We start from the raw sequence: 23,103 nt of genomic DNA, 5'->3' as shown, positions 1-23,103 counted from the left end.
ATGGTGTCGCTGTCGACGCTTCTCGACAGGAGCCGGCGCGGCCGGCGCCACGCCGAGCGTCCCGTGTGGATGGAGCAGCCCACCCGGGCGGGCCAGGGACTCAAACTGCTGGTCATCGTCGCGATGATCGTCGCGGTCGGCTATCCCTTCCTGCTCGCCATCGGTACCAGCCTGTCCACCAAGGCCGAACTGGCCGCGAACGGCGGCTACGTGCTCATTCCGACGGATCCGACCCTGGAGGCCTACCGGGTGGTGCTCTCCGGCGGCGTGGTCACCCGCGCCGCGCTGGTCAGCGTCGGCGTCACACTCGTCGGCACCGCGCTGAGCCTCCTCTGCACGATCTGCCTCGCCTACGGCCTCTCGCGGCCCGGGACCCTCGCCGGGAAACCGTTGCTCCTCATCGTGGTGGGCACCTTCCTGTTCACGCCGGGCATCATCCCCAACTACCTGGTGGCGCAGTCCCTGGGACTGCTCGACACCTATGGCGCGATGGTCGTACCCATCATGCTCAACGCCTTCAACGTCATCGTCGTGCGGGCCTTCTTCCAGGGCATCCCGGAAGAACTGCACGAGGCGGCCCGCCTCGACGGGGCGAGCGATCTCAAGGTGCTGCTGAGGATCGTGCTCCCGCTGTCCAAAGCGGTGATCGCCGTGGTCGGCATGTTCTACGCGGTCACGTACTGGAACAGCTTCTTCAACGCGATGCTCTACATCAACGACCCGGAGAAGCTGCCGCTGCAGGTCGTTCTGCGCTCGTACGTCCTCCAGGGCGACACCTTCAACGCCAAGGCGATGGGCGTCAGCGTGCTCCCGGCCAGCACCTCGCTCTCGATGGCCGTGCTCATCCTCGCCGTCCTGCCGATCGTCGCGGTCTACCCGTTCCTCCAGAAGTACTTCACCAAGGGTGTGCTCACCGGCGCGATCAAGGCCTGAGCCCTCCTCCTCCGGCCGCCGCTCGTCCCTCGTGTCTCGTCCTTCGCCCTCCCTCCCCCTGTTCATCGTTGCTAGGAGAGTCATGTCCTCCAGAAACCTCAACCGTCGTGGATTCCTCGGCGCCGCCGGTGCCGCCGGCATCACCGTGGCGGGAGGCGGCGCACTCGCCGCCTGCAGTACCGGACCGGGCATGGCCAAGGGCGGCGGCGCGGAGGCCTCCGCCAGGCTGAAGCTGCCCGCCTACGTGCCGGCGAAGACCGCCGCGCCGGACCTGCCCGGCAACGGCCGGGGCCTGGACCCGGCGTACCTGCGCTACCCCGCCAACCCCACCCGCAGCGTCTCGGGGGTGCCCGGCGACGGAAAGCCGGTCACCGTCCTCACGGAGACGTTCACCACCGCGGCCCCTGCGATGAACCGCAACGCCTACTGGCAGGAGCTCAACAAGCGGCTCGGCTCGGAGCTGAGCATGACGATCGTGAACGGGCTCGGCGCCGAGGACGTCTACCGCGCCAAGTTCAACGCGACCGTGGCCGGCGGCGACCTGCACGACCTCATGTGGTTCCCCCCGAACCAGGGCCTGAAGAACGTACCCGCGCTCCTCGCGGCGAAGTTCCACGACCTGACGCCCTACCTCGGGGGCGACGCCGTCAGGAAGTACCCCAACCTGGCCAACATCCCCGACTTCGCGTGGCGGACCGCCGTCTTCAACGGGAAGCTCTGGGGGGTCGCGGTACCTTACGGCCGCATGGGTCAGGTCTACGTCGCCAACGAGGACTTCTGGAAGCCGGTGGGCGGCGCGCGGTTCGACTCCGCGCAGGACTTCCTCGACAAGGGGAAGGAACTCCTGGACACCAAGCGCAAGAAGTACGTGCTGGAGCCCGCCTACGTCAACCACATCAACCAGTTCGCCCTGTGGTACGGGGCGCCCAACGGCTGGCGGCTGGACGGCGACAAGCTCACCCACACGTTCGAGACGGACGAGTTCCTCGCCGGACTCGAGTTCGCCCTCAAGTGCCAGCAGGCGCAGCTCTTCTGGCCGGACCCCAATCTCGCCACGACCCTGGAGAAGCTGGAGGGCGGCTTCCTCGGCGCCCACGTCCAGTCCTTCCCCGGCTTCCTCAACGACAGCGCCATGTACGACTGGCCGGCCAAGGTCATCGTCCCCTTCGCCGCGGAACCGGGCGCCGAGCCGAGCTTCAACTTCGGCTACGGCTCGGTCGGGTTCACCGCCATCAACAACAAGGTTCCCAAGGACCGCATCGACACCCTGCTTCAGGTCATGAACTACCTCTGCGCGCCTTTCGGAACGACGGAGCGCCTGTTCCTCGACTATGGAACGGAAGGCACCCATCACACCCGCTCCAAGGACGGCGACGTCATGCTCAACGCCAAGGGGAACGCCGAGGTGCTCACCACCCGGCAGGCCATCACCTTCTTCGGCAACTCCCCGCAGGCGCTCTACCTGCCCGGAAAGCCGCAGATCACCAGTGCCATCCACCAGACGGAGGTCGAGCTGATGAAGCTCGCCCGGATCAATCCGACGACAGGCCTCTTCTCCGACACCAGCTCCAACAAGGGCGCGTCCGCGTCGGGTGACTTCTACAGCGCCCTCACGGATCTCGTGGCCGGCCGCAAGCCGCTCTCCTCCTTCAAGAAGGAGATCCTGCCCGCGTGGCAGCGGGCCGCGGGCGACGCCATGCGCCGCGAGTTCGAGAAGGCCATCGCCCAGGGCGGTGGCAAGTGACCGACGACCTTCGCATCGGCGTCATCGGCCTGGGCCTCCGGGGCAACCTCGCCGTCTCCGCCCACCGTCCGGGGCAGGGCTCGGTCGTCGCCGCGGTCGCCGACCTCGACCCTGCGGTCCGGGCCCGGGTGCCCGAGCGATTCCCCGGCGCGACGGCCGTCGCCGACCACCGGACGCTCCTCGCCGACGACACCATCGACGCCGTCATCGTCGCCAGCCCCGACGACACCCACGAGGCCATCGCCTGCGACGTCCTCGAAGCGGGCAGGGCGGCGTACGTGGAGAAGCCGCTGGGCATCACGGTCGAGGAGTGCGACAGCATCCTGCGCACCGCGCACGAGACCGGCAGCCGCCTCTACGTCGGGCACAACATGCGGCACATGGGCGTCGTCCGGCTGATGCGCGACATCATCGCCCGCGGCGACATCGGCGAGCCGAAGACCGTGTGGGTACGGCACTTCGTCTCGTACGGCGGTGACTACTACTTCAAGGACTGGCACGCCGACCGCCGCCGCACCACCGGGCTGCTCCTGCAGAAGGCGGCTCACGACATCGACGTGATCCACTGGCTGGCCGGCGGATACACACAGCGCGTCAACGCCCTCGGAGACCTGATGGTCTACGGCGACCTGCCGCGCCGCGAGCCCGGTACGCCGCGGCCGGAGGGCTGGCTGCGTCAGTTCGAGTGGCCGCCGGGGGAGCGCCGGAACCTGCACCACATCGTGGATGTCGAGGACGTGTCCGTCATGAACATGCGACTGGACAACGGCGTCATCGCCGCCTACCAGCAGTGCCACTTCAGCCCCGACTACTGGCGCAACTACACGGTGATCGGCACCGAAGGCCGGCTGGAGAACTTCGGCGACAGCCCGGGCGACGAGGTGCGCGTCTGGAACACCGGCCCGAGCGGCTACCGCGCCGACGCCGACGCGGTGCACAAGGTGCCCGAGGCGGAGGGCGGTCACGGCGGCTCCGACCGGCGGATCATCGAGGAGTTCTGCCGCTTCGTCCGCGACGGCGGCACCACGGACACCTCGCCGGTGGCCGCCCGGATGAGCGTGGCCGCCGGATTCATGGCGACGCGCTCGCTGCGCGAGGGCGGCGCGGCGTACGACGTGCCCCCGCTGGACCCCGCCCTGGTCGCCTACTTCGCGAACGGCCAGCGACGCTAGGTGCGGAGCCGGCGGACGACGGGCCCGGCGGGGCCGGCGGATGACCGGCCTGGTCATCCGCCAGCCGCGCGTCCTCACAGGGAGCCGAAGTCCGAGATGGTCAGGGACCCGTCGTCGGCCAGGGGGAAGCCCGGGTTGTGGGCGATCTCCCACAGGTGCCCGTCGGGGTCGGCGAAGCAGCCCGCGTAGCCGCCGTACGACGTCGTCGCGGCCGGCTTGGTGACGGTGCCGCCGGCCCGGCGGGCCGCTTCGAGGAGCGCGTCGACGTCCTGCGGCGCGGTCGTGTTGTGCGCCAGGACGATGCCGCCGAAGCCCGTACCGGCGGCGTGTCGTCGTCGACGACCAGGCGGGCATGTTCGCGGCCGTCCCCGGCGACGTCCTCATCGCCGGGGCCGGTGCCCGCAGGGCGACCACCCGTTACCGCGACTGGCTGAGCACACGCCTCGGCGGCTGACGGGCTCCCGCCGCAGTCCCCCGTCCGCCTCGCCGGGCTACGCGGAGGCCCTGCCCCCGTGGTCCGGGGAACCGCCGTTCGTCGGCGGGTACGCGGGCCGCTCCGGTATCGACGGAGAGGTCCGGGGTGAGGGCAGAGGAGGGAGGGCCGGCTCGTGCAGCCAGGCCTTCAGCAGATCGTCCACCGGCCCGTCCGCGTAGCGGGCGGCATGGGCGGTGAAACCCGCGGTCGTCACCACGCCGTTGCGGTGCACGGTCGCCCAGTCGCGCAGCATCCGGAAGAAGGCGCTGTCGCCGAGGGCGCAGCGGACGGCGTGCACGGTGAGACCCCCGCGCTCGTACAGGCGGTCGTCGAACATCAGCTTGCGTCCGGGATCGGACAGCTTCAGGTCCTGGGGCAGCCCGGACAGCATCCGGTGGGCGATCCCCGCCAGTTCGTGGGCCGAACGGCCGCCGGAGCGCTCCGACCAGAGCCACTCCGCGTACTTCGCCAGCCCCTCGTTCAGCCAGATGTGCCGCCAGTCGGCGATGGTGACGCTGTTGCCGAACCACTGGTGCGCCAGCTCGTGGGCGACCAGGCGCTCCGAGCCGCGCGCGCCGTCGACGTGGTTGGCGCCGAAGAGGGAGAGACCCTGGGCCTCGACCGGGACGTCCAGCTCCTCGTCGGCGACGACCACCGCGTACTCGCCGAACGGATAGGGCCCGAAGAGCTCCTCGAACAGCCGCATCATGGCGGGCTGCCGGGCGAAGTCCCGGGAGAAGCGCGGCAGGAGATGCGCCGGCACATGGGCGCTCTGCGGCACGCCACCGAGCCCGGGGTCGCCGAGCAGCACCGTCTGGTACATGCCGATCGAGAGACCGACCAGATAGCTGGAGGTGGGCGCGGACTGCTCGTACACCCAGGTGGTCGTGCTGGCCCTGGTCGTACGGGTGAGCAGCCGGCCGCCCGCCACGACGGTGTACGCGGAGGGCGTGTTGACCGAGATCTGGTACGAGGCCTTGTCGGCGGGCCGGTCGTTGCAGGGGTACCAGGAGGGTGCGCCGACGGGCTGGCTCGCGACAAGCGCGCCGTCCGTCAGCTCCTCCCAGCCGAGCCCGCCCCAGGGACTGCGCACCGGCTTGGGATTGCCCGCGTAGTGCACCTCCACCGTGAAGGCGGCGCCGGCGGGCAGCGGCTTCGCCGGCCGGACCCGGAGCCTGCCGCCCCGGTGCGTGTAGTGCGGCGCCCGCCCGTTCACGAGGATCCGGCCGACCTTGAAGTCGGCCAGGTTCAGCTGGAACTCGGTGAGCGCGGCCCGCCCCACTATGGCGCTGAGCCGGGCCGTCCCGGCCAGCCGGTTGGGGCCGGGACGGTATTCCAGGGCGAGTTCGTACCGATGCACGCGGTAGCGGGAGTCGCCGTGGTCAGGAAAGTACGGGTCCGATGCCGTCGTCCGCTCGCCGCTCACTGCCGCTCCCGCTCCCTGCCCTGTGCTGTGCCGTGCTCGTACTGCCCGTTCAGGCCCGCCACGCCTCGATCGGATTGCCCAGCCAGCGGGTGTCGGCGGGGACGGACTCCCCGGCCATCACGAGAGAGGCGGGCCCCAGCGTGCTGCGGGCCCCGACCGAGCTGCCGGGCAGGACGATTCCACCCGGACCCAGCGTGGCGCCCTCGCGGAGGACCACAGTATCCGTCCTCAAGATCCGGTCGTGGAAGAGGTGTGTCTGCAACACACAGCCGCGATTCACGCTGACCGCGTCGCCCAGCACGACCAGGTCCGTCTCGGGCAGCCAGTAGCTCTCGCACCACACCCCGCGGCCGATCCGCGCCCCGAGGCCGCGCAGCCAGAGGACCGTCAGCGGGGTCCCCGGTACCGACCCGATCAGCCACGGCACGGCCAGCACCTCGACGAAGGTGTCGGCCAGTTCGTTGCGCCACACGAAGCCGCACCAGAGCGGGTGCTCGCCCGTCCGGTGCCTGCCGACGAGCAGCCACTTGGCCGCCACCGAGACCAGACACGCGGCCGCACCGGCGGCGAGGAGGACCGCCCCGGACAGCAGCGCCGTGCCCCAGCCCCCGAGAGCCGTGGTGGCCAGAGCACAGAGCGCCGCCACGGTCAGCACGGCCAGGGCGGCCGAGCAGAACACCGGAACGAGCCGGCACAGCTCCACGAGCCCGCGCGCCCACAGCAGGCGCGTCGGCGGTTCGTACGTCCTGCTCCGGTCGGAGTCGGCGGCGGCCCGCGGCAGCCTGACCGGGGGCAGACCCAGGTAAGAGCTGCCCTTCTTGGCCTTCTTCGGCGTCGCCGACAACACCCCGACCAGGCCGTCGTCGGGCACCGTGCGGCCCGGCGCGGTCATGCCGGAGTTGCCGAGGAACGCCCGGCGCCCGATCTCGGAGTGACCGATCCGCACCCAGCCGCCGCCCAGCTCGTACGGCGCGGTCAGGGTGTCGTCGGCGAGGAACGCGCCCTCGCCGACGGTGGTGAGGCTCGGCAGCGCGAGCACCGTCGACACCTCCGCGCCCCGGCCGATCTTCATCCCGAGCAGCCTCAGCCAGACCGGGGTGATGAGCCCGGCGTAGAGGGGGAAGAGCGTCTCCCGCGCCATGTCCATCAGCTGGGTGACGGTCCACGCCTGCCAGGCGACCCGGCTGTGCGTCGGATGGCTTCCGGTCCGCAGGCCCAGGCTGAGCAGCCGGACCGAGACCAGCACCAGCGACGCGTACGCGAACCCGTATGCGAGCGCCCCGGGCACCACGGCGAGCAGTGCCCCCGGCAGGGCCTCGGCGAGCCCGGCGCCGGCCGGGACGAAGCGGCTCACGACGAGCAGCGCCGGCAGTGCGGCGAGCACGGGCAGAGCCGTGAGGAGGAAGCCGGTCACGCCGTACGTGGCACGCCAGCGCAGCGCGCGCGGCGGCCGCTCCTTGGGCCAGTTCCGCTTCGCCTTGCCGAGCTTGCCCGCGGGCGCCCCGGCCCAGCGCTGCCCCGTCGGGATCTGTCCGGCCACGGCCGACCCGGGGGCCACCTCGGCGCGCTTGCCGACCCGCGCACCGGGGAACAGCATGCTGCGGGTACCGACCACCGCGCCCGCGCCGACCTTGACCGGGCCGATCTCCAGCCGGTCGCCGTCCAGCCAGTAGCCGGAGAGGTCCACCTCGGACTCCACGGCGCAGCCGCGGCCGAGCTTGAGCATGCCCGTGACGGGCGGCAGCGAGTGGAGGTCGACGTCCGGGCCGACCTTGGCGCCGAGCGCCCGTGCGTAGCGCTCCAGCCAGGATCCGGTGAGCGAGGTCGCGCCGACGCACTCGGCGAGGCGCTCGGCCGTCCACAGCCGCAGATGGACGCTGCCGCCGCGCGGGTGGTGTCCCGCCTTCACCCCGCGCAACAGCAGCCGCGCGCCGCCCGCGGCGATCGCGAGCCTGCCGGGAGGGCTGAAGAGCAGCGCCGCGCCGGCGGCGACGAGCCACCACGAGGCGGTCGGGGCCCACGGGTAGGGCCCGAACCGGCGCAGGACGTTGCCGAGGGCGAGGAGCGCCACCGACCAGCGGAGCCCGACCACCGTGAAGAGCGGGAGCAGCAGGACGGTCTGCACGATCCCGGACCGGAGCGGTACCGGCTCGACGGTCCGGGCGGCGCCGTCGTCCTGGACGGACTTCTCCAGACGGCGGGCCAGCTTGCGCAGGGTCGGCTGCTGGTAGATGTCGACGACCGCCGCGCTCGGATAGCGGGTGCGCAGCCGCGTGGTGAGCTGGGCGGCGGCGAGACTGTTGCCGCCGATCGCGAAGAAGTCGTCGGCCGCGCCGGTGACGGCCACCCCGAGCGTCTCGCTCCACTGCTCGGCGAGCCAGGCCTCTGTGCCGTACAACTGCTCGGCGGGGCCGGTGGTCTCCAGTTCGGGCAGGGGCCAGGGCAGCGCGTCCCGGTCCACCTTGCCCGACGTTCGGGTGGGCAGCTCGGGGACGGGTGCCAGCAGCGGTACGAGCGCGGCGGGGAGCTCGGCGCGCAGCCGCTCGACCGCCGCCGCGCGGTCCCAGCCTTCCTGGGTGACCAGGTAGCCGACGAGCAGCTGGTTGCCGCTGCGTGCGGTGCGGACGGCGGCGGCCGCGCCTGCGACGCCGGGCAGGGCCTGCAGTGCGGAGTCCACCTCGCCGAGCTCGATGCGGCGGCCGCCGAGCTTGATCTGCTCGTCGCCGCGGCCCAGGAAGACCAGGCCCTCCGGCTCGGCGCGAACCAGGTCGCCGCTGCGGTACGCGCGTTCCCAGCCCAGGGAGTCCAGCGGGGCGTACTTCTCGGCGTCCTTCTCGGGGTCGAGATAGCGGGCGAGTCCGACGCCGCCGATCACCAGCTGACCGCTGCCGCCCATCGGCACCGGCTCGCCGGACTCGTCGACCACGGCCAGCTCCCAGCCGTTCAGCGGCAGACCGATCCGGATGGGCTCCTCGCCGGTCAGGAGGGAGGCGCAGGCGACGACGGTGGCCTCGGTGGGCCCGTACGTGTTCCAGACCTCGCGGCCCTCGGTGACCAGGCGCTGGGTCAGCTCGGGCGGGCAGGCCTCCCCGCCGAAGATCAGCAGCCGGACCTCGTCGAGGGTCTCCGGCTCCCAGAGCGCGGCCAGGGTCGGCACGGTGGAGACCACGGTGATCTCCTGCTCCACCAGCCAGGGGCCGAGGTCGGCGCCGCTGCGGACCTGGGAGCGGGGGACGGGCACGAGGCAGGCGCCGTAGCGCCAGGCCAGCCACATCTCCTCGCAGGAGGCGTCGAAGGCGACCGAGAGCCCCGCCATGACCCGGTCGCCGGGGCCGATCGGCTCCTCGACGAGGAAGAGCGCCGCCTCGGCGTCCACGAACGCGGCGGCACTGCGGTGGCTGACGGCGACGCCCTTGGGCCGGCCCGTGGAGCCCGAGGTGAAGATGATCCAGGCGTCGTGCTCGGGGCTGGGGCGGGTGGCGCCGGGGCTACGGGCTCCTGCGGGGCCGGTCGTGTCCTGTGCGACGACCTCGATGCGCTGCCCGGCGCCGACGACGGCGCGTACCCCGGCCTCGCCGAAGACCAGCTCGGCCCGCTCGTCCGGGTCCTCGGCGTCGACCGGCACATAGGCGGCGCCCGCGGCGAGGACGGCGAGGACGGCCACGTACAGCTCGTTGGTCCCGGAGGGCACGCGGACACCGACCCGGTCGCCGAGCCCCACACCGGCGGCGACCAGGGCGCGCCGCCGGCGCTCGACCTCGGCGGCGAGCGCACGGTAGGTCAGCCGGGCACGGCCGTCGTCGAGGGCGAGCTCGTCCGGGTAGGCCCGTGCGGATGCCTCGAAGATGTCGACGAGGGTGCGCACCGGGGCCGCGGGCCCGGCGGAGAACCGGGCGAACTTGCCGGTCTCCTCCTCCCATGCGTCCTCGTCGTGGAGCAGAGTGGATTCACCGTGCTCAGGTGTGGCTGCCATCGGACCTCGTGTCTCGTTCCCGGCAACGTCCGGGTAGCCGGTGGAGCCCGGGTCTGCCCAGGTTGTTCCCTTCCGGCGCCAAACAGCCCGCCAGTCTAATGCGTCGGCAAGGATTTACCGGTCGATGTCTTGCGCGTGGCCGGTACGGGACGGTAATGGAACGGTCGCCGCGAGCCGCTCCGCCCTTCCATCTCCGATCTGTGTCGTTCCGGCCGGGCACCTGCCGACCGTCGGCGAGGCGCTGGAGCGGCTGGCCGACCTGCGGGCGAACGGGCCGTTCCCGCGCGCCTTCACCTTCGCCTCGGCGTACGGCGCGGCCGAGGCCGCCCAGGAGCTGCGGGCCGCGCCGCGGGTGGCGGCCGGGGACGCGGCGGGGGCCTGAGCGCGCCTACGCGCGGCCGTCAGTGGGGGTCGCCGTGCCGGCCGAGCGTCTCCACGGGCGTCGCGCCGGGCCGGGTCCACTGCGGTACGGGCCGGCCGGTCGGCCCCCATGTGGCGACACCGTCGGCGTCCGTACGCCAGTACCAGCAGATCGGCGCACCGTGCCCACCGACCGGCGACCCGGCGTCGGGGGCGTCGGGCCAGCCCTCGGGGTTCTCCTCCCACCCCTCGCGGCGGCCGTAGGGCGTCATGTCGAGCAGACCGAGCGACCCGTTGACGGGTTCGTTGCCCCGTCCGGTCGTGGAGTACGTGAGGTACGTGCGGTCGCCGTCGCGCAGGAAGCAGGCGACGTACCCCATCTCCCCGCCGACGGGTTCCGCCGCGTCGCGTACCGAGTACCAGGGCTGGGTGTAGCCCATGAACGCGACGTAGTCGGCCACCTCGTCCCACGGGCCCGTCGTCAGCACCGCGAACGAGACGCCGCGCGCGTGGAGATAGACGGCGTCCTTCATGTGCCAGGCCGTGGTCGTGCAGCCCTCGCACTGGCCCTGGTGAGGAGCGCCGTCGTACCACATGTGCTTGTAGACCACGAGCTCGTCGCGCCCCTGGAAGAGGTCCAGGAACGGGACCGGGCCGTCCGGCCCGACGACCTCGACCGTCCCGTCGAACTCCACCATCGGCAGCCGGCGGCGGGCCGCGGCGATGGCGTCGCCCTCGCGGGTGTGAGCCTTCTCGCGGACCAGGAGCTCGTCACGGGCGGCCTGCCAGGTGGCCAGGTCGACCACGGGCGGGCGCCCGGGCAGCGCGCCGGTGGAACGGTCCGACGTGGGCGGCATGGTGTCCTCCGCGTGCTCTCGTGCCGGGTGCGGCGTGGTGGGGCGTCCTTATGACCATTAGACGCGCGGCGAGGGCGGAACTCATCGCGGGGCCCTGGATGACGGACGGGCGCTCGACGGGCGAGGGCCGGAGTCCGGTGGAAGGCTGAAGGGCGTATCGGAACTGCGAAAGGTCACTGCCATGATCACCACCGACTTCGTACCCGGCTCCCCCTGTTGGCTCGACCTCGGCGCCCCCGACGTCCAGGCCGCCGCCCGCTTCTACAGCGCCGTGCTCGGGTGGGAGTACGAGTCCATGGAGGCGGGGGAGGACATGGAGGGCGGGATGTTCCGCAGGGACGGAAAGATCGTCGGCGGGCTCGGCAAACTCACCGAGGAGGGTGCGCGCTCGGCCTGGATGATCTACTACTCCGTCGCCGACGCGGACGCCACGCGGCAGGCGGTGGAGCGGGCGGGCGGAACGGTCCGGGTTCCGCCGACGGACCTCGACGAGTGGGGCCGGATGGCCCAGTTCAGCGACCCGCACGGAGGACAGTTCGCGGTCTGGCAGCCGGGCACGAACAAGGGCGTCGAGCTCGTCGACGAGCCGGGTTCGCTCTCGTGGACCGAGCTGTACACGACCGACGACGCCGCCGCGAAGGAGTTCTACGGCGGTGTCTTCGGCTGGCAGTACAGCGACATGGCGATGCCCGGCGGCGGGGGTACGTACACCCTCATCACCCCGGCGGGGCTCCCGGAGGAGCGCATGCAGGGCGGCCTCATGAAGCTGTCCGCGGAGGATCTGGCCCTCACGGGCGGAAAGCCGTACTGGCACCCGGTCTTCGCCGTCGACGACTGCGACGCCGCGGTCGCCAAGGTCGTCGAGAACGGCGGCAAGGTGCAGATGGGACCGGACGACGCGGAAGGCGTCGGCCGTCTCGCCGTCTGCGTCGACCCGTCGAACGCCGACTTCGTGATCCTCGCACCCGAGTCGAGTTGAGCGGTACCGGTCGTGACGAGGCGGTGCGAGCCGTGACGCGGCGGCGCGAGCCGTCGCGTCACTCCGTGGGGACGGGCGGCGGGAAGTCCTGTTCCGCCCAGATGGTCTTGCCGCTTCGGCTGTAGCGGCTGCCCCAGCGGGTGGCGAGCTGCGCGACCAGATAGAGACCGCGACCGCCCTCGTCGGTCAACCGTGCCCGGCGCATGCGCGGGTGGGTGGCGCTGGGGTCCGAGACCTCGCAGATGAGCCGGCCGGCCCGGACGATCCGTACCTCGATCGGCCCCCCGGCGTACCGGATCGCGTTGGTGACCAGCTCGCTCAGCACCAACTCGGTGGTGAAGACGAGCTCTTCGAGTCCCCACGCCCGCAACTGCGCCGTGGCGGCCTCCCGTACGGTGCCGACCGCCGCCGGATCGGCTTCGATCGGCCAGGAGACCGCGTCCTCGGCGGGCACGGCACGCGTGCGGGCGAGCAGCAGGGTGACGTCGTCACCGAGTCCCGGGGTCTGGGGCTGGTTCTGGCTCTGACCCTGACCCTGACCCTGGCCCTGGCCCTGGCTCCGGCCGAGTCCTTGGCCGGGGCTCGCGCCCCGGGGCTTACCGCCTTCGTCGCGGCGGGCCGTGGCGATCTCCCGGCCGAGTTCGCGCAACGGCCGGGCGAGGGCCCCGGGTCGGCCAAGTCGCGCGGCGAGGTCGGCCATGCCCGCGTCCAGGTCGCCGTCCTGCCCCTCGATCAGCCCGTCGCTGTACAGCGCGAGGACGCTCCCGGGGGCCAGCTCGATCTCCGTCGTCTCGAAGGGCAGCCCGCCGATACCCAGCGGGGGACCGGGATCTACGGGCAGGTACGACACATGGCCCTCCGGGTCCGCCACGGCGGGCGGCGGATGGCCGGCGGAGGCCACCGAGCACCGCAGAGAGACCGGGTCGTAGATCGCGAACACGCAGGTCGCGCCGGTGGGGGAGGAGGGGTGGCCGATGTGCCAGCCCTCGTCGCGGTCGTCGCCGGTGCCCTCGTCCTCGTTGCCGTCACCGTCGTCGCCACCGTCCCCGTACGCGTCCGCATCCTCGTCCCTGCGGTCCCGTTCGTCGGTCTCGGACTCGCTGTCCGACTCGTCCGGCTCGGCGAACAGCTGGGTGACCAGGTCATCAAGGTGGGCGAGCAGCTCGTCCGGTTCGAGGTCGAGATCCGCGAGGGTACGGACCGCCGTCCGCAGCCTGCCCATGGTGGCCGTGGCCGCCAGGCCGTGACCCACGACGTCGCCGACGACGAGGGCGACCCGCGCGGAGGAGAGCGGGATCACGTCGAACCAGTCACCGCCGACCCCGGTCGTGGTGTCGGCGGGGAGGTACACACCCGACGTGGACGCCGCGGTGGTCTCGCTCTGCGTGGGCGGCAGCATGCTGCGCTGCAGGCCGAGCGCCGCCCGGCGCTCGCGGGTGAAGCGGCGGGCGTTGTCGAGCGCGAGCGCCGCTCGGTCGGCGATCTCGCGCAGCAGGTCCCGGTCGGCGCCTTCGTACGCGCCACGGTCCGGGTGCCGGCCGAGGGACACCCGGCCGAGGACCATCCCCCGGGCGCGCAGCGGCGCCGTCATGAACGCCGAGTACCCGCCGACACCACCGACACGGCCGACACCGCCTGTGCCCGCACCAGCGCCCGCGCGGTCGACGGTTTCCACGCCGTCGACGGCGACGAGGGCGGCGCGCGCCCGGGTGGCGTCGGCTCCTGCCGCCGGCTGCCCCGCCACCGCCGTACGGCGCAGACGCAGCCGCCCTCCGGGGCCGGGCACCGGCTCCTCGCCCAGCATCACCGCGTCCGCGATCTCCACGACGGCGAGATCGCCGAGGCCCGGCACCAGTGCGTCGGCCAGTTCCCTGCCCGTGTCCCGGACCGAGAGCGAACCGCCGACGTTCGCCGTCGCGCGGTGCAGCAGCGCGAGGCGCTCGCCCGACCGGCGCAGTTCGGTGACGTCGGTGAACAGGGCCGTGACGCCCAGGACGTGCCCGTCGGGTGCCTGCAGGCGGAAGGCCGAGATCGAGATGACCACCCCTCCGGCCGGGTCCTCGACGGTCCGCAGGATCTCCTCAGTACCGATCGACGGCCGGCCCGTGCGCAGCACCTCGCGCAGCTTCTTCTCGACCGCCGCCGCGTCTCCGGGCCAGAGGAACTCGCTCAGCCGCCGGCCCCGGAGGTCGCGCGGCACACCCGTGTACGGAAGGAGATGGGTGTTCGTCCGCAGAAGCCGAAGCTCCGCGTCGAAGACGGCGAGCCCCACGCGGTCCTGGAGGAACAGCTCCCTGACGAACGCACGGTCCTGGTGCCAGCGGGCGGCCAGCGGAGCGGGGGCGGCCAGGACGAGACATCCCCCGCCCGCCTCGCCGGCACTCTCGCCGTCGCCTGCACTCTCGCCGTCGTCGCCGTCGTCGCCGTCCTCGCCGTCGTCGCCACCGCCGTCCTGCGCGTCGGCGGCGAGAGCGAAGGCCTGGTAGACGACGGGGACGTCCTCACCCCCGCCCCCGCGCAGCACGGTCTCGCCGCCCGCCTCGCCCCGCGTGTACGCCGCCACGAGCGCCGGCCAGGCCGAGGGGTCCGCGAGGAGGTCGTGCGCCGGGCGGCCGACGGCATCGGCGGCTCCCCGGCCGAGCAGCGCCCCGGCCTCCGGCGACCAGCCGCTGATCCGCCCCCGGCCGTCGAGCAGCGCCCCGGCCGTGCCCTCGGGGAAGGGCAGGAGGCTGTCACCCGGGAAGGGCGTCTCGTTCACGGGGCCTCCCCCTCTCGGCTCTGCCCGGTCTCGTACGGCGGCTGGGCCCGGGCGATCAGCAGCGCCACGTCGTCGTGGTCGTCGGGGCCGCGCAGCGCGCCCAGGAGCAGGTCGCAGGTCTCCTCCAGGGGGAGGGACGACTGACCGAGCAGGTCGGTGAGGGCCGTGAGCCGTACGTCGATGTCCTGGTCACGGGTCTCCACCAGGCCGTCGGTGTAAAGCACCAGCTCGTCGCCCGCGGCGAACTCGATCTCCTCGGTCTCGAAGGGGACGCCGCCGACGCCCAGCGGCGCACCCGTCGAGAGGTCGAGCAAGCGGGGTGGCAGGCCCATCGGGACGTGCACGGGCGGCGGATGGCCGGCGTTGGAGAGGCGGCAGGTTCCCCGCTCGGGGTCGTACACGGCGTACAGGCAGGTGGCCATCTCGTCCAGGTCGACGACCGTCCGGTCCAGCTGGGTCAGGACCACGGAGGGCGCCAGTCCGAGCCCGGCGAGCGTGCGGGCCGCCGTGCGCACCTGGCCCATCGTCGCCGCGGCCTTGATCCCGCTGCCCATCACGTCGCCCACGACCAGGGCCGTCTTGCCGTCCGGGAGCGGGATCGCGTCGAACCAGTCCCCGCCGACCTCGACCGCCTCGGAGGCCGGCTGGTAGCGGTAGGACACGTCGAGCCCGTTCAGCCGTGCCGGGCCGTGCGGCAGCAGATGGCGCTGGAGTGCCAGCGCGGCCTGGCTCTGGTGCCGGTACCAGCGGGCGTTGTCGATGGCCACGGCCGCGCGGGCCGCCAGCTCCCCGGCCAGCAGGACGTCGTCCTGGTCGAACGGCACGGAGTTCCGCGCCCGCTTGAGGTCCAGCACCCCGAGGACGATGCCGCGGGCACGCAGAGGGACGGCGAGGTACGAGTGGACGCCAGCCTTCCGCAACAGCGCGGCCGCCGGCCCGGCCCGGGCGATACGGGTCAGATCACTCTCCGTGACCTGCTCGACGAGGACCGGGCGGCCGGTACGGGCGCACTGGGTGACCAGCCGCTCGATGCCGTAGCGGGCGGGCTGGCCGACCGGGTCGGCCGCCTCCTCCGCGGGAGTCGGGTAGGCGGCCTTGACCGCCAGGGCGCGGAACACGGCAGGGCCCGAGGCCCGCGTCCCGCCGGGGTGCGGGCCGGTCAGGATGTCCTCCAGGACGTCCACGGCGGCGATGTCGGCGAACTCCGGGACGACCAGATCCGCCAGCTCGTGCGCGGTGAGGTCCAGGTCCAGGGTGGTGCCCACGCGCTCGGACGCGTCCGCGATCACCGCGAGGCGCCGCCTGGCGCGTGCGGCCGCCCGGGCGGCGTGGTGCTGGTCCGTGATGTCCACGACCGAGACGGCGACTCCGGCGACGCGCTGAGCCGAGTTCTCCAGGCGGTACAGCGACACCGACCAGACCTGCTCCCGGCCGCCGGGCCGGTCGGGGCCCCGCACGCTCCTGGACAGGACGGGCACGCCCGTCTCCAGCACGTCACGGAGCGCCGCCTCCAGGGCGTCGCCGTCCGGTGACGTCAGCGCCTCGCGGAACGGACGGCCCAGATGGCCGGCGGCGGTCCGGCCGTCGATCTGTTCGAGTGCCGGGTTGACCAGGACGAACCTGAGGTCGGAGTCGAGGACTGCCAGGCCGATCGGGGAGTGGGCGACCAGCCGGGAGGAGAGGGCGAGGTCCTGTTCCACGCGCCTCGCCGTTCCCGCGTCCGTGGCCAGACCGAGCGCGTAGAGCTGCCCCTGGTCGTCCTGGAGCCTGGTGTTGCGGAACTCGACCGGGATCGTTCGGCCGTCCTTGTGACGTACCGAGAAGATGCCGGACCAGGGCGTGCCGGCCCATGGTCCCCGCACCGACATCACCCGCTCGAACAGCGAGAGCGCCTGGTCGCGGTGGCGCTCCTCGACCAGCAGCCGGGCAGCCGGCCTGCCCAGCGCCTCCGCGGCGGGATATCCGAAGATCGCCTCCGCCTGTGGGCTCCACAGGACGATCCGCCCGCTCGCGTCCACGACGACGGCGGCCACCCCGAGCACATCAAGGAGCCCGCCGGGCTCCACGGCGAAGTCGGGGTTCGCCGGGTCCTGGCCGGCAGGGGGAATCGCCGCCGCACTCATCCAGACCGCATCCCTCCTCCGCCCCCCTCCGCCCCGCGTCCACCACGCCGTCGCTGTACGTCGACGGCGCGGACGCGCGGGTCCCCTCCATCATCCGTCAGACGGCGCCCGTCGGCTTCACGGCCGCGACCGGCGGAGCCGCCGAGGACGTCGCGGGCCTCGTCCGGATGATCGATGTCCCCGTCGCGATGATCTTCATGAAAGGCTGAACGTGTCGTCGCAGCAGCGCAGAACGTCGTCGTCAGAGAGGCGAACTCCCATGAACCTGCCCGCATCAGGCCGTCGCGTCCTCGTCAGCGGAGCGTCGCGGGGCCTGGGCCGCGCCGTGGCACAGGCGTTCGCCGCGAACGGGGACCGGGTCGCCGTCCACTTCGGTTCCCGTGCCGAGGAGGCCCGCGAGACGCTGGACTCCCTCACCGGCACCGGGCACGTCCTGATCGGCTGGGACCTGACGGACCCGGCGGGGGCCGCGGCCGTGGTGGACACGGCCGTGGAGGCGCTCGGCGGAATCGACGTCCTCGTGAACAACGCGGCGGTGAACACCCGGCACCCCCTGGCGGAGACCTCGTACGAGGAGTGGGTCGCGGCCTGGGAGCGACACGTGTCGGTGAACCTGCTGGCCACGGCGCATCTGAGCCATCTCGCGGCCCGACGGATGATCGACCAGGGCAGGGGCGGACGGATCGTCAACATCGGGTCCCGGGGAGCCTTCCGCGGCGAACCGGACCACCCGGCCTACGGGGCGACCAAGGCGGCTGTCCATGCGCTGGGCCAGTCCCTCGCGGTCTCCCTCGCGCCGCACGGCATCGGCGTCGCCTCGGTCGCGCCCGGCTTCTTCGCCACGGAACGGGTCGCGCCCCGCCTCGAAGGTCCCGAGGGCGCCGCGATCCGCGCCCAGAGCCCCTTCGGCCGGGTGGCCGCGCCCGAGGAGATCGCGTCGGCGGTGCTGTGGCTCGCCTCCCCCGAGGCGGAGTGGTCGTCGGGCACGATCCTCGACCTCAACGGCGCCTCGCATCTGCGCAGTTGAGGCAGGGGCTGCCTAAGGCGAGTTCCGCGGCGGCGCCCGCGGCAGCCCTGCGGAGAGTCCTGCCGAGCCGGGCGGCCTGGACAACGGGCCGTCCCGTCCATAACCTCTCCCCACCTATTCAACTAGTTGAGTACTGCGAGGCTCTCCATGCACGCGTTCCGCAAGGCGGTCGAGAACCGGGACGAGGACGCCATCGTGGCGCTGCTCGCCGAGGACGTCGTCTTCACCAGTCCCGTGGCCTTCAAGCCGTACCCCGGCAAGGCGATCACCGCCGCGATCCTCCGGGGAGTGATGCGTGTCTTCGAGGACTTCGAGTACGTCCGTGAGATCGCGAACCCCGACGGGCGCGACCACGCCCTTGTCTTCACCGCTACCGTGAACGGCCGCCGGATCCAGGGGTGCGACTTCCTGCACTTCGACGAGGACGGGCTGATCGACGACTTCACCGTCATGGTCCGGCCGCTGTCGGCCGCACAGGCACTTGCCGAGGCGATGGGCGCCCAGTTCGACCGCATCGCGCGGGAGGCGGCGGGGGAGTAGGGACCGGCATACGAGTGCGGGAGGGACCGTACGCGGAGGAGCTCCGCCGGGCCCGCCAGATGCGCGGGGGCGGCACCGCGCGGCAGGTGCGGCAGCCCGGCGGCGCCTCAGGACAGTTTCTTCAGCAGCTCGTCGGCGAGCGGGGCGGCGGAGGCCGGGTTCTGGCCCGTCACCAGGTTGCGGTCGACGACGACGAACGGCGCCCACGCCTCGCCGGACCGGAACGTGACGCCCGCCTCGACCAGCCGGCTCTCCAGAAGCCACTTGGCCTTGTCGGCGAACCCCGCCTGCCTCTCCTCGGTGTCCGTGAACGCGGTGACCTCGTACCCCGCGAAGGCGTTCGTGCCGTCGGCCCTCGTGGCCGCGAGCATCGCCGCCGGGCCGTGGCACACCACGGCGAGCGGCTTGCCCGAGTCGAGTGTGTCGACCAGGATCCGGCCGGAGGCCCGGTCGGCGGAGAGGTCCTCCATCGGCCCGTGGCCGCCGGGGTAGAAGACGGCCGCGTAGGCGTCCAGGTCCACGTCCTCCAGGCTGATCGGGTGCTGCAGCTCGTCGATCGAGGCGAGCGCCGCGGCCACCCGGTCGGCACCCTCCTGGCCGCCGTTGAACTCGGGCGCGAGACTGCCCTTGTCCACCGTCGGGACGACGCCGCCGGGCGTGGCGACGACGACGTCGTGGCCGGCGGCCTTGAAGGCCTCGTACGGCGCGACGGCCTCCTCGGCCCAGAAGCCGCTGGGGTGCTCGGTGCCGTCGGCGAGCGTCCAGTGGTCGGCGCCGGTCAGTACGAAAAGGATCGTGGACATCAGGTCACTCCGAGGGTTCAGATCGCCGGTGCGGTGATGTCCTCGACGCTATGCCCGCCGGCGAGGGGTTTCCAGTGCGGAACCCGATGGCCGGCATCGGAACTCCGACGGGTCGGCAGGAACACCGGAGAGGCACCCCCGGCGAAACCGGTGGCGGTACGCGGGACCCTCAGCCCTGCAGGGTGATGTCGTCGAACGACTCCAGGCGCCGCCAGCGATCCTCCGGCGAACGGAACGCCGGCATCAGATCGACGTCAGGCAGCGGACCGAACTCCAGCTCCGTCAGCTCCGCGACGTCCGAGACCGGCACCTGGTACGTACGGAACGGGCCGAGCGGCGGCGGCGCGCCGTGCTTCGCCCCGGCGAGCGCCCGCTCGGCGTCGCGGCTCAGGTCGGGGCTCTGGTCCAGTACGAACGCGGACGAGGCGAGTGCCCCCTCCTGCATGAACGCGGCCACCTTCCAGAAGCGCAGCGGCACCTGGATGCCCCGGTAGGGCGGATCGGAGTCGTGCAGCACCGGGCCGGTGAGCACCGTCAGCCGGCGGTCGAACTCCGCCGCGTGCTCCAGGAAGTAGTTCTCGAGCCCCTGCCAGAGCTGTCTGCCCTGGTTGAACCCGTCCGACTGCGGAACCGCGTTCGGGTAGTGGAACGTGTCGGTGCCGCCCTGGGCCGCCACGGCCGCCGGGCCCCACACCGGATCGAGCCGGCGCACCAGATGGCCCCGGTCCAGGCTGTTGTTCCGGTAGACGTCGTTGCCGGCCTGCTGCTCGTCGGGCAGGCGCGGGTCGAACTCCCAGACGTCGTCCCTGTGCACCCCGTTCGGCCCCAGCGCCCCGTGCGCGTCCTCGGACTGACGGCCGCCCTGGATGCAGACCGCGGTCGACGCGGCGAGCCGCCGGTCCGGCCGGAAGACCACCGTGAAGTGGGTGTACGGCAGGATCACCGTCTCCACCGAGGCGCGGACGGGCAGCGGCAGCGGGACGGTCGGGCCCAGGAAGTCCTCGTCGTAGCCGGAGCGGTCCGCGAACGACTCGTGGCGCTGTCCGCCCGCACGGGGGTGCGGCGGGGAGGGCGGGGGATCGGTCGGTTCCATACGACGTACCTACCGCGCATCACGGGTCCGTGCGCGGCGCCGGGCCCGCGGGCCACTCGATCAGCCGCCTCCCGCGGGCCCGACGGGGTGCGGCTGTGCGGGTCCGGCCTCGGGACGGGTGGGCTCGCGTATTGCGGTGTCGCCTATTCATCAGCCGAGACGTTTTCAGGGCCTGACAGAGTGACGGACAGTGATGTTCGGGAGTCTCGCCCGCCGCTGTCTGACCTCGTCTTGTGACACTGCGAGCTTCCGTCTACTCCAGATAGAGAGCCGCCAAGCGGGGCAGGCGGCGAGTCATTTCGTCGTGGTCATCGAAATCGAAGTTCCAGGGGTCCAGCTCCCGGTAGCGGATGGTGGGTGGGCTGATAGGGAGCTGATCTGCCTCCAGGTCACCCTGGGCCAGGATTGCCTGCCCTCCCGTATCGGTACTGCCAGCGGCGTCACCCTCGGCCTCACCGCCAGCATCGGCGGCCTCATCAGCCCCCTGCTGGGACACCTGGCCGACTCCACCTCCCTGAAGACAGCCCTCCCCCTGATCGCCATGCCTGCCCTGAGCCGGCTCCTCTGCCGCGCCCTGCCCGAACCCACCGCCCCAAGCCTCAAGCCGACGCACCCGCGCCCGCATCCGCGCGGCAGGACGCCTGGAGCTGCACAGATCAATGTGCATGAACAAGGGCCACCGACGGAATCGACCGACCTGCAGGAACGTGGCTTCCGCCAGGCGTCGATCCTGAGCGGCTGTGTCCGCGATCCCGGGTGATGACCGCTGACGGGAGCCAGCTGCGGTGCGAGCGCAGGCAGAGCCGAGATGCCCGGCCGACCGGCGACCGCGTTTCGTCACCTGGGCAGGCCCATTCCGGCGGTGGCACCCCTCTCCCACGTGGGCACGAGACGGCTACGACACCTCTCCGCGAGCGGGAATCGGATCGCCACGAACGGAGTTGGTGAGGGAAGTCAGCCGTTTCAGGAGGGGTCATGCGAGCGATTCAGGTTTCCGAAGTGGGCGGTCCCGAGGTGCTGCGACTGGTCGACATTGATCAACCGGTGCCGGGCCCGGGCCAGGCGGTCGTGGAGGTCGCCGCGTCCGGCGTCAACTTCCTCGACGTGTACCACCGCCAGGGCCGGTACACCCTCCCGCTGCCCTTCACCCCGGGCACTGAGGGCGCGGGCACGGTCCTCGAGGTTGGACCCGGCGTCACCCACGTCGCTGTGGGAGACCGGGTCGGCTGGGTGGAGATTCCCGGCACCTATGCCGAGCGGGCCGTCGTGGACTCCTCCCGGCTCGTGCCCCTGCCCGACGGCGTCGACTTCGAGGCCGCCGCCGCCGTGCTGCTGCAGGGCATGACGGCGCACTACCTCGTCAAGGACGCCTACCCGGTCCAGCCAGGCGACACGGTGCTCGTGCACGCTGCTGCCGGCGGCATGGGGCTTGTGCTGACCCAGCTCATCACCCATCTCGGCGGCAGAGTGATCGGCACAACCTCGACACCGGAGAAGGCCCAGCTGGCGCGGCGCGCCGGGGCCGCCGAGGTGATCCTCTACTCTGCGGTGGACGATCTCGCGGCCGAGGTGAAGCGGCTCCATGGCGGCCAGGGCCTGCCTGTCGTCTTCGACGGCGTCGGCAGGGACACCTTCGATGCGAGCCTCGCCAGCCTGCGAACCCGCGGCCACCTGGTGCTCTTCGGCGCCGCGAGTGGTGCAGTGCCGCCCTTCGACCCCATCCGGCTCGCCCAGGGCGGTTCGCTGACCCTGATCCGGCCAAGCCTCGGGCACTTCATCGCCGATCGGTCCGAGCTGCTCCGGCGCGCCGCCGACGTGCTTGAACTGGTGCGCACCAAGGTGCTTGAGACCACCGTGACGGCCCGCTACCCGCTCGCCGAGGTCGCCCAAGCTCACCGCGATCTGGAGGCTCGGCGTACCACCGGCAAGCTACTCGTCATCCCCTAGGGTCACCGAGGGAATTGACTGACCTGCAGGAACGTGGCTTCCGCCAGGCGTCGATCCCGCGGAGCCGTGTCCGCGATCCCGGGTGATGACCGCTGACGGGAGCCAGCTGCGGTGCCAGCGCAGGCAGAGCCGTGATGCCCGGCCGGCCGTCGACCGCGTTTCGTCACCTGGGCAAGCCCATTCCGTCGGTGGCGCAACAAGGCCCGCACAGCGAACGAGGGCGTGCCCGCACTCCAGATCGCTTCCCTCATCGGCCGGCTCGGTGGGCTTGTCCGAGATCAACCCAGACACGACCCGCAGCCTCCCACCGCCCGACCCGCCCGGACAGTCCGCTGTCAAGCACAGTGGACCCGGGCGGCCCGATCAAGTGAGCTGACCTACGACGGACTGCGCGCCGCCGAGGCCAAGGGCAGCAAGGCGGACGCCGCCCCGCCGTCCCGGCCGGCAAGACCGCCGACGTGCGCACCGCGTACCTGGAAGGCCGCTCCATCGCCGCCCTCGCCCGCGACCACCGGGTCAGCCGCGGTGCGATCCGCACGGCCGTCGCCGACCTTCTGCCCGACCACACCGCCACCGAGGAGGACGCCCTCGCACCGGAGTCGCCGGTCACCCTCGACATGCCGGGCAAGGTCGTCGGCTTCCTCCGCACCGCCGAACTGGAGCCCGCAGAGCGGGCCGCGCTCGACCAAGGGGCGACCGTACGGCGCGGCCATGGCTACACCCGGCGCGTCAGCGCCGTCCCCGCCGTGCACCGACAGCTCCTCGCCCGCTGCCAGCCCCTCGACGGCAGCCAGGGTCTCCCCGCAGTCCCGGCCCAGCGCAAGGCCGGCCGCGAGTACGGGAACCGGGTCAGCAAGCGCACGCCCTGACCAAGATCGTTCTCACCGATGGCC

18 protein-coding genes are annotated in these 23,103 nt (G+C 72.3%); 10 read left to right on the top strand and 8 right to left on the bottom strand.

Annotated elements, in window-relative coordinates:
• The 3 genes from ACF1G2_RS03740 (at position 1) to ACF1G2_RS03730 (ending at position 3,849) form a co-directional block, all read left to right on the top strand.
• Positions 1-933, top strand: coding sequence for a carbohydrate ABC transporter permease (locus ACF1G2_RS03740; RefSeq protein ID WP_391797027.1), 933 nt, complete (start codon positions 1-3; stop codon positions 931-933).
• An 82-nt stretch (positions 934-1,015) separates the two neighbouring features.
• Entirely contained in the window at positions 1,016-2,677 is a 1,662-nt protein-coding gene (locus tag ACF1G2_RS03735; protein WP_391796668.1) for a hypothetical protein, read from the top strand.
• Positions 2,674-3,849, top strand: a complete 1,176-nt coding sequence (locus ACF1G2_RS03730; RefSeq protein ID WP_391796667.1) for a Gfo/Idh/MocA family protein — start codon at positions 2,674-2,676, stop codon at positions 3,847-3,849. The genes ACF1G2_RS03735 and ACF1G2_RS03730 overlap by 4 nt, the downstream gene beginning before the upstream one ends.
• Positions 3,850-3,923: 74 nt before the next feature.
• On the opposite strand, the gene ACF1G2_RS03725 is transcribed toward ACF1G2_RS03730, so the two are convergent.
• The 3 genes from ACF1G2_RS03725 to ACF1G2_RS03715 form a co-directional block, all read right to left on the bottom strand.
• Positions 3,924-4,145, bottom strand: coding sequence for a VOC family protein (locus tag ACF1G2_RS03725; RefSeq protein ID WP_391797026.1), 222 nt, complete (start codon positions 4,143-4,145; stop codon positions 3,924-3,926).
• Between the two features lie 195 nt (positions 4,146-4,340).
• Positions 4,341-5,750, bottom strand: a complete 1,410-nt coding sequence (locus tag ACF1G2_RS03720; protein WP_391796666.1) for a M1 family metallopeptidase — start codon at positions 5,748-5,750, stop codon at positions 4,341-4,343.
• Between the two features lie 49 nt (positions 5,751-5,799).
• Complete coding sequence (locus ACF1G2_RS03715) at positions 5,800-9,723, bottom strand: Pls/PosA family non-ribosomal peptide synthetase (protein WP_391796665.1); 3,924 nt, start codon at positions 9,721-9,723, stop codon at positions 5,800-5,802.
• 124 nt (positions 9,724-9,847) lie between these two features.
• On the opposite strand from ACF1G2_RS03715, the gene ACF1G2_RS03710 reads away from it, so the two are divergent.
• Entirely contained in the window at positions 9,848-10,105 is a 258-nt protein-coding gene (locus ACF1G2_RS03710; protein ID WP_391796664.1) for a DUF3291 domain-containing protein, read from the top strand.
• Positions 10,106-10,124: 19 nt separating this feature from the next.
• On the opposite strand, the gene ACF1G2_RS03705 is transcribed toward ACF1G2_RS03710, so the two are convergent.
• Positions 10,125-10,940 (bottom strand): DUF899 domain-containing protein, encoded by an 816-nt coding sequence (locus ACF1G2_RS03705; protein WP_391796663.1) that lies wholly within the window; start codon positions 10,938-10,940, stop codon positions 10,125-10,127.
• 181 nt (positions 10,941-11,121) lie between these two features.
• Here ACF1G2_RS03705 and ACF1G2_RS03700 point away from each other — a divergent pair, with 181 nt between their 5' ends.
• Entirely contained in the window at positions 11,122-11,919 is a 798-nt protein-coding gene (locus ACF1G2_RS03700) for a VOC family protein (RefSeq protein ID WP_391796662.1), read from the top strand.
• Positions 11,920-11,977: 58 nt separating this feature from the next.
• Here ACF1G2_RS03700 and ACF1G2_RS03695 read toward each other — a convergent pair whose 3' ends face one another.
• On the bottom strand, positions 11,978-14,677 hold the full coding sequence (locus tag ACF1G2_RS03695) for a SpoIIE family protein phosphatase (protein WP_391796661.1): 2,700 nt from the start codon (positions 14,675-14,677) through the stop codon (positions 11,978-11,980).
• Positions 14,674-16,800: a SpoIIE family protein phosphatase gene (locus ACF1G2_RS03690; RefSeq protein WP_391796660.1), complete on the bottom strand. Its 2,127-nt coding sequence runs from the start codon at positions 16,798-16,800 to the stop codon at positions 14,674-14,676. Before ACF1G2_RS03690 ends, ACF1G2_RS03695 begins: the two co-directional genes overlap by 4 nt.
• Before the next feature lie 259 nt (positions 16,801-17,059).
• Between ACF1G2_RS03690 and ACF1G2_RS03685 the strand changes: the two genes are divergently transcribed.
• Complete coding sequence (locus tag ACF1G2_RS03685; protein WP_391796659.1) at positions 17,060-17,827, top strand: SDR family NAD(P)-dependent oxidoreductase; 768 nt, start codon at positions 17,060-17,062, stop codon at positions 17,825-17,827.
• A 147-nt stretch (positions 17,828-17,974) separates the two neighbouring features.
• Positions 17,975-18,367, top strand: coding sequence for a nuclear transport factor 2 family protein (locus ACF1G2_RS03680; protein WP_352192072.1), 393 nt, complete (start codon positions 17,975-17,977; stop codon positions 18,365-18,367).
• Between the two features lie 107 nt (positions 18,368-18,474).
• Here the strand turns inward: ACF1G2_RS03680 and ACF1G2_RS03675 are convergent, their stop codons facing one another.
• Positions 18,475-19,170: a type 1 glutamine amidotransferase domain-containing protein gene (locus ACF1G2_RS03675; RefSeq protein WP_391796658.1), complete on the bottom strand. Its 696-nt coding sequence runs from the start codon at positions 19,168-19,170 to the stop codon at positions 18,475-18,477.
• A gap of 169 nt (positions 19,171-19,339) precedes the next feature.
• Entirely contained in the window at positions 19,340-20,263 is a 924-nt protein-coding gene (locus tag ACF1G2_RS03670) for a DNA/RNA non-specific endonuclease (protein WP_391796657.1), read from the bottom strand.
• A gap of 304 nt (positions 20,264-20,567) precedes the next feature.
• Between ACF1G2_RS03670 and ACF1G2_RS03665 the strand changes: the two genes are divergently transcribed.
• The 3 genes from ACF1G2_RS03665 to ACF1G2_RS03655 all read left to right on the top strand — a co-directional run bounded on the left by ACF1G2_RS03665 (position 20,568) and on the right by ACF1G2_RS03655 (position 23,079).
• On the top strand, positions 20,568-21,023 hold the full coding sequence (locus ACF1G2_RS03665) for a hypothetical protein (protein ID WP_391796656.1): 456 nt from the start codon (positions 20,568-20,570) through the stop codon (positions 21,021-21,023).
• Between the two features lie 215 nt (positions 21,024-21,238).
• Positions 21,239-22,210 (top strand): quinone oxidoreductase family protein, encoded by a 972-nt coding sequence (locus ACF1G2_RS03660; protein WP_391796655.1) that lies wholly within the window; start codon positions 21,239-21,241, stop codon positions 22,208-22,210.
• 458 nt (positions 22,211-22,668) lie between these two features.
• Positions 22,669-23,079, top strand: coding sequence for a resolvase (locus tag ACF1G2_RS03655; protein ID WP_391796654.1), 411 nt, complete (start codon positions 22,669-22,671; stop codon positions 23,077-23,079).
• The last annotated feature ends 24 nt before the right edge of the window (positions 23,080-23,103 follow it).

Source organism: Streptomyces sp. NPDC013457 (assembly GCF_043089925.1).
Taxonomy (GTDB): Bacteria; Actinomycetota; Actinomycetes; order Streptomycetales; family Streptomycetaceae; genus Streptomyces.
Note: the sequence above shows the minus strand (reverse complement) of the source record. Positions and strands in the feature narration are given on the sequence as shown.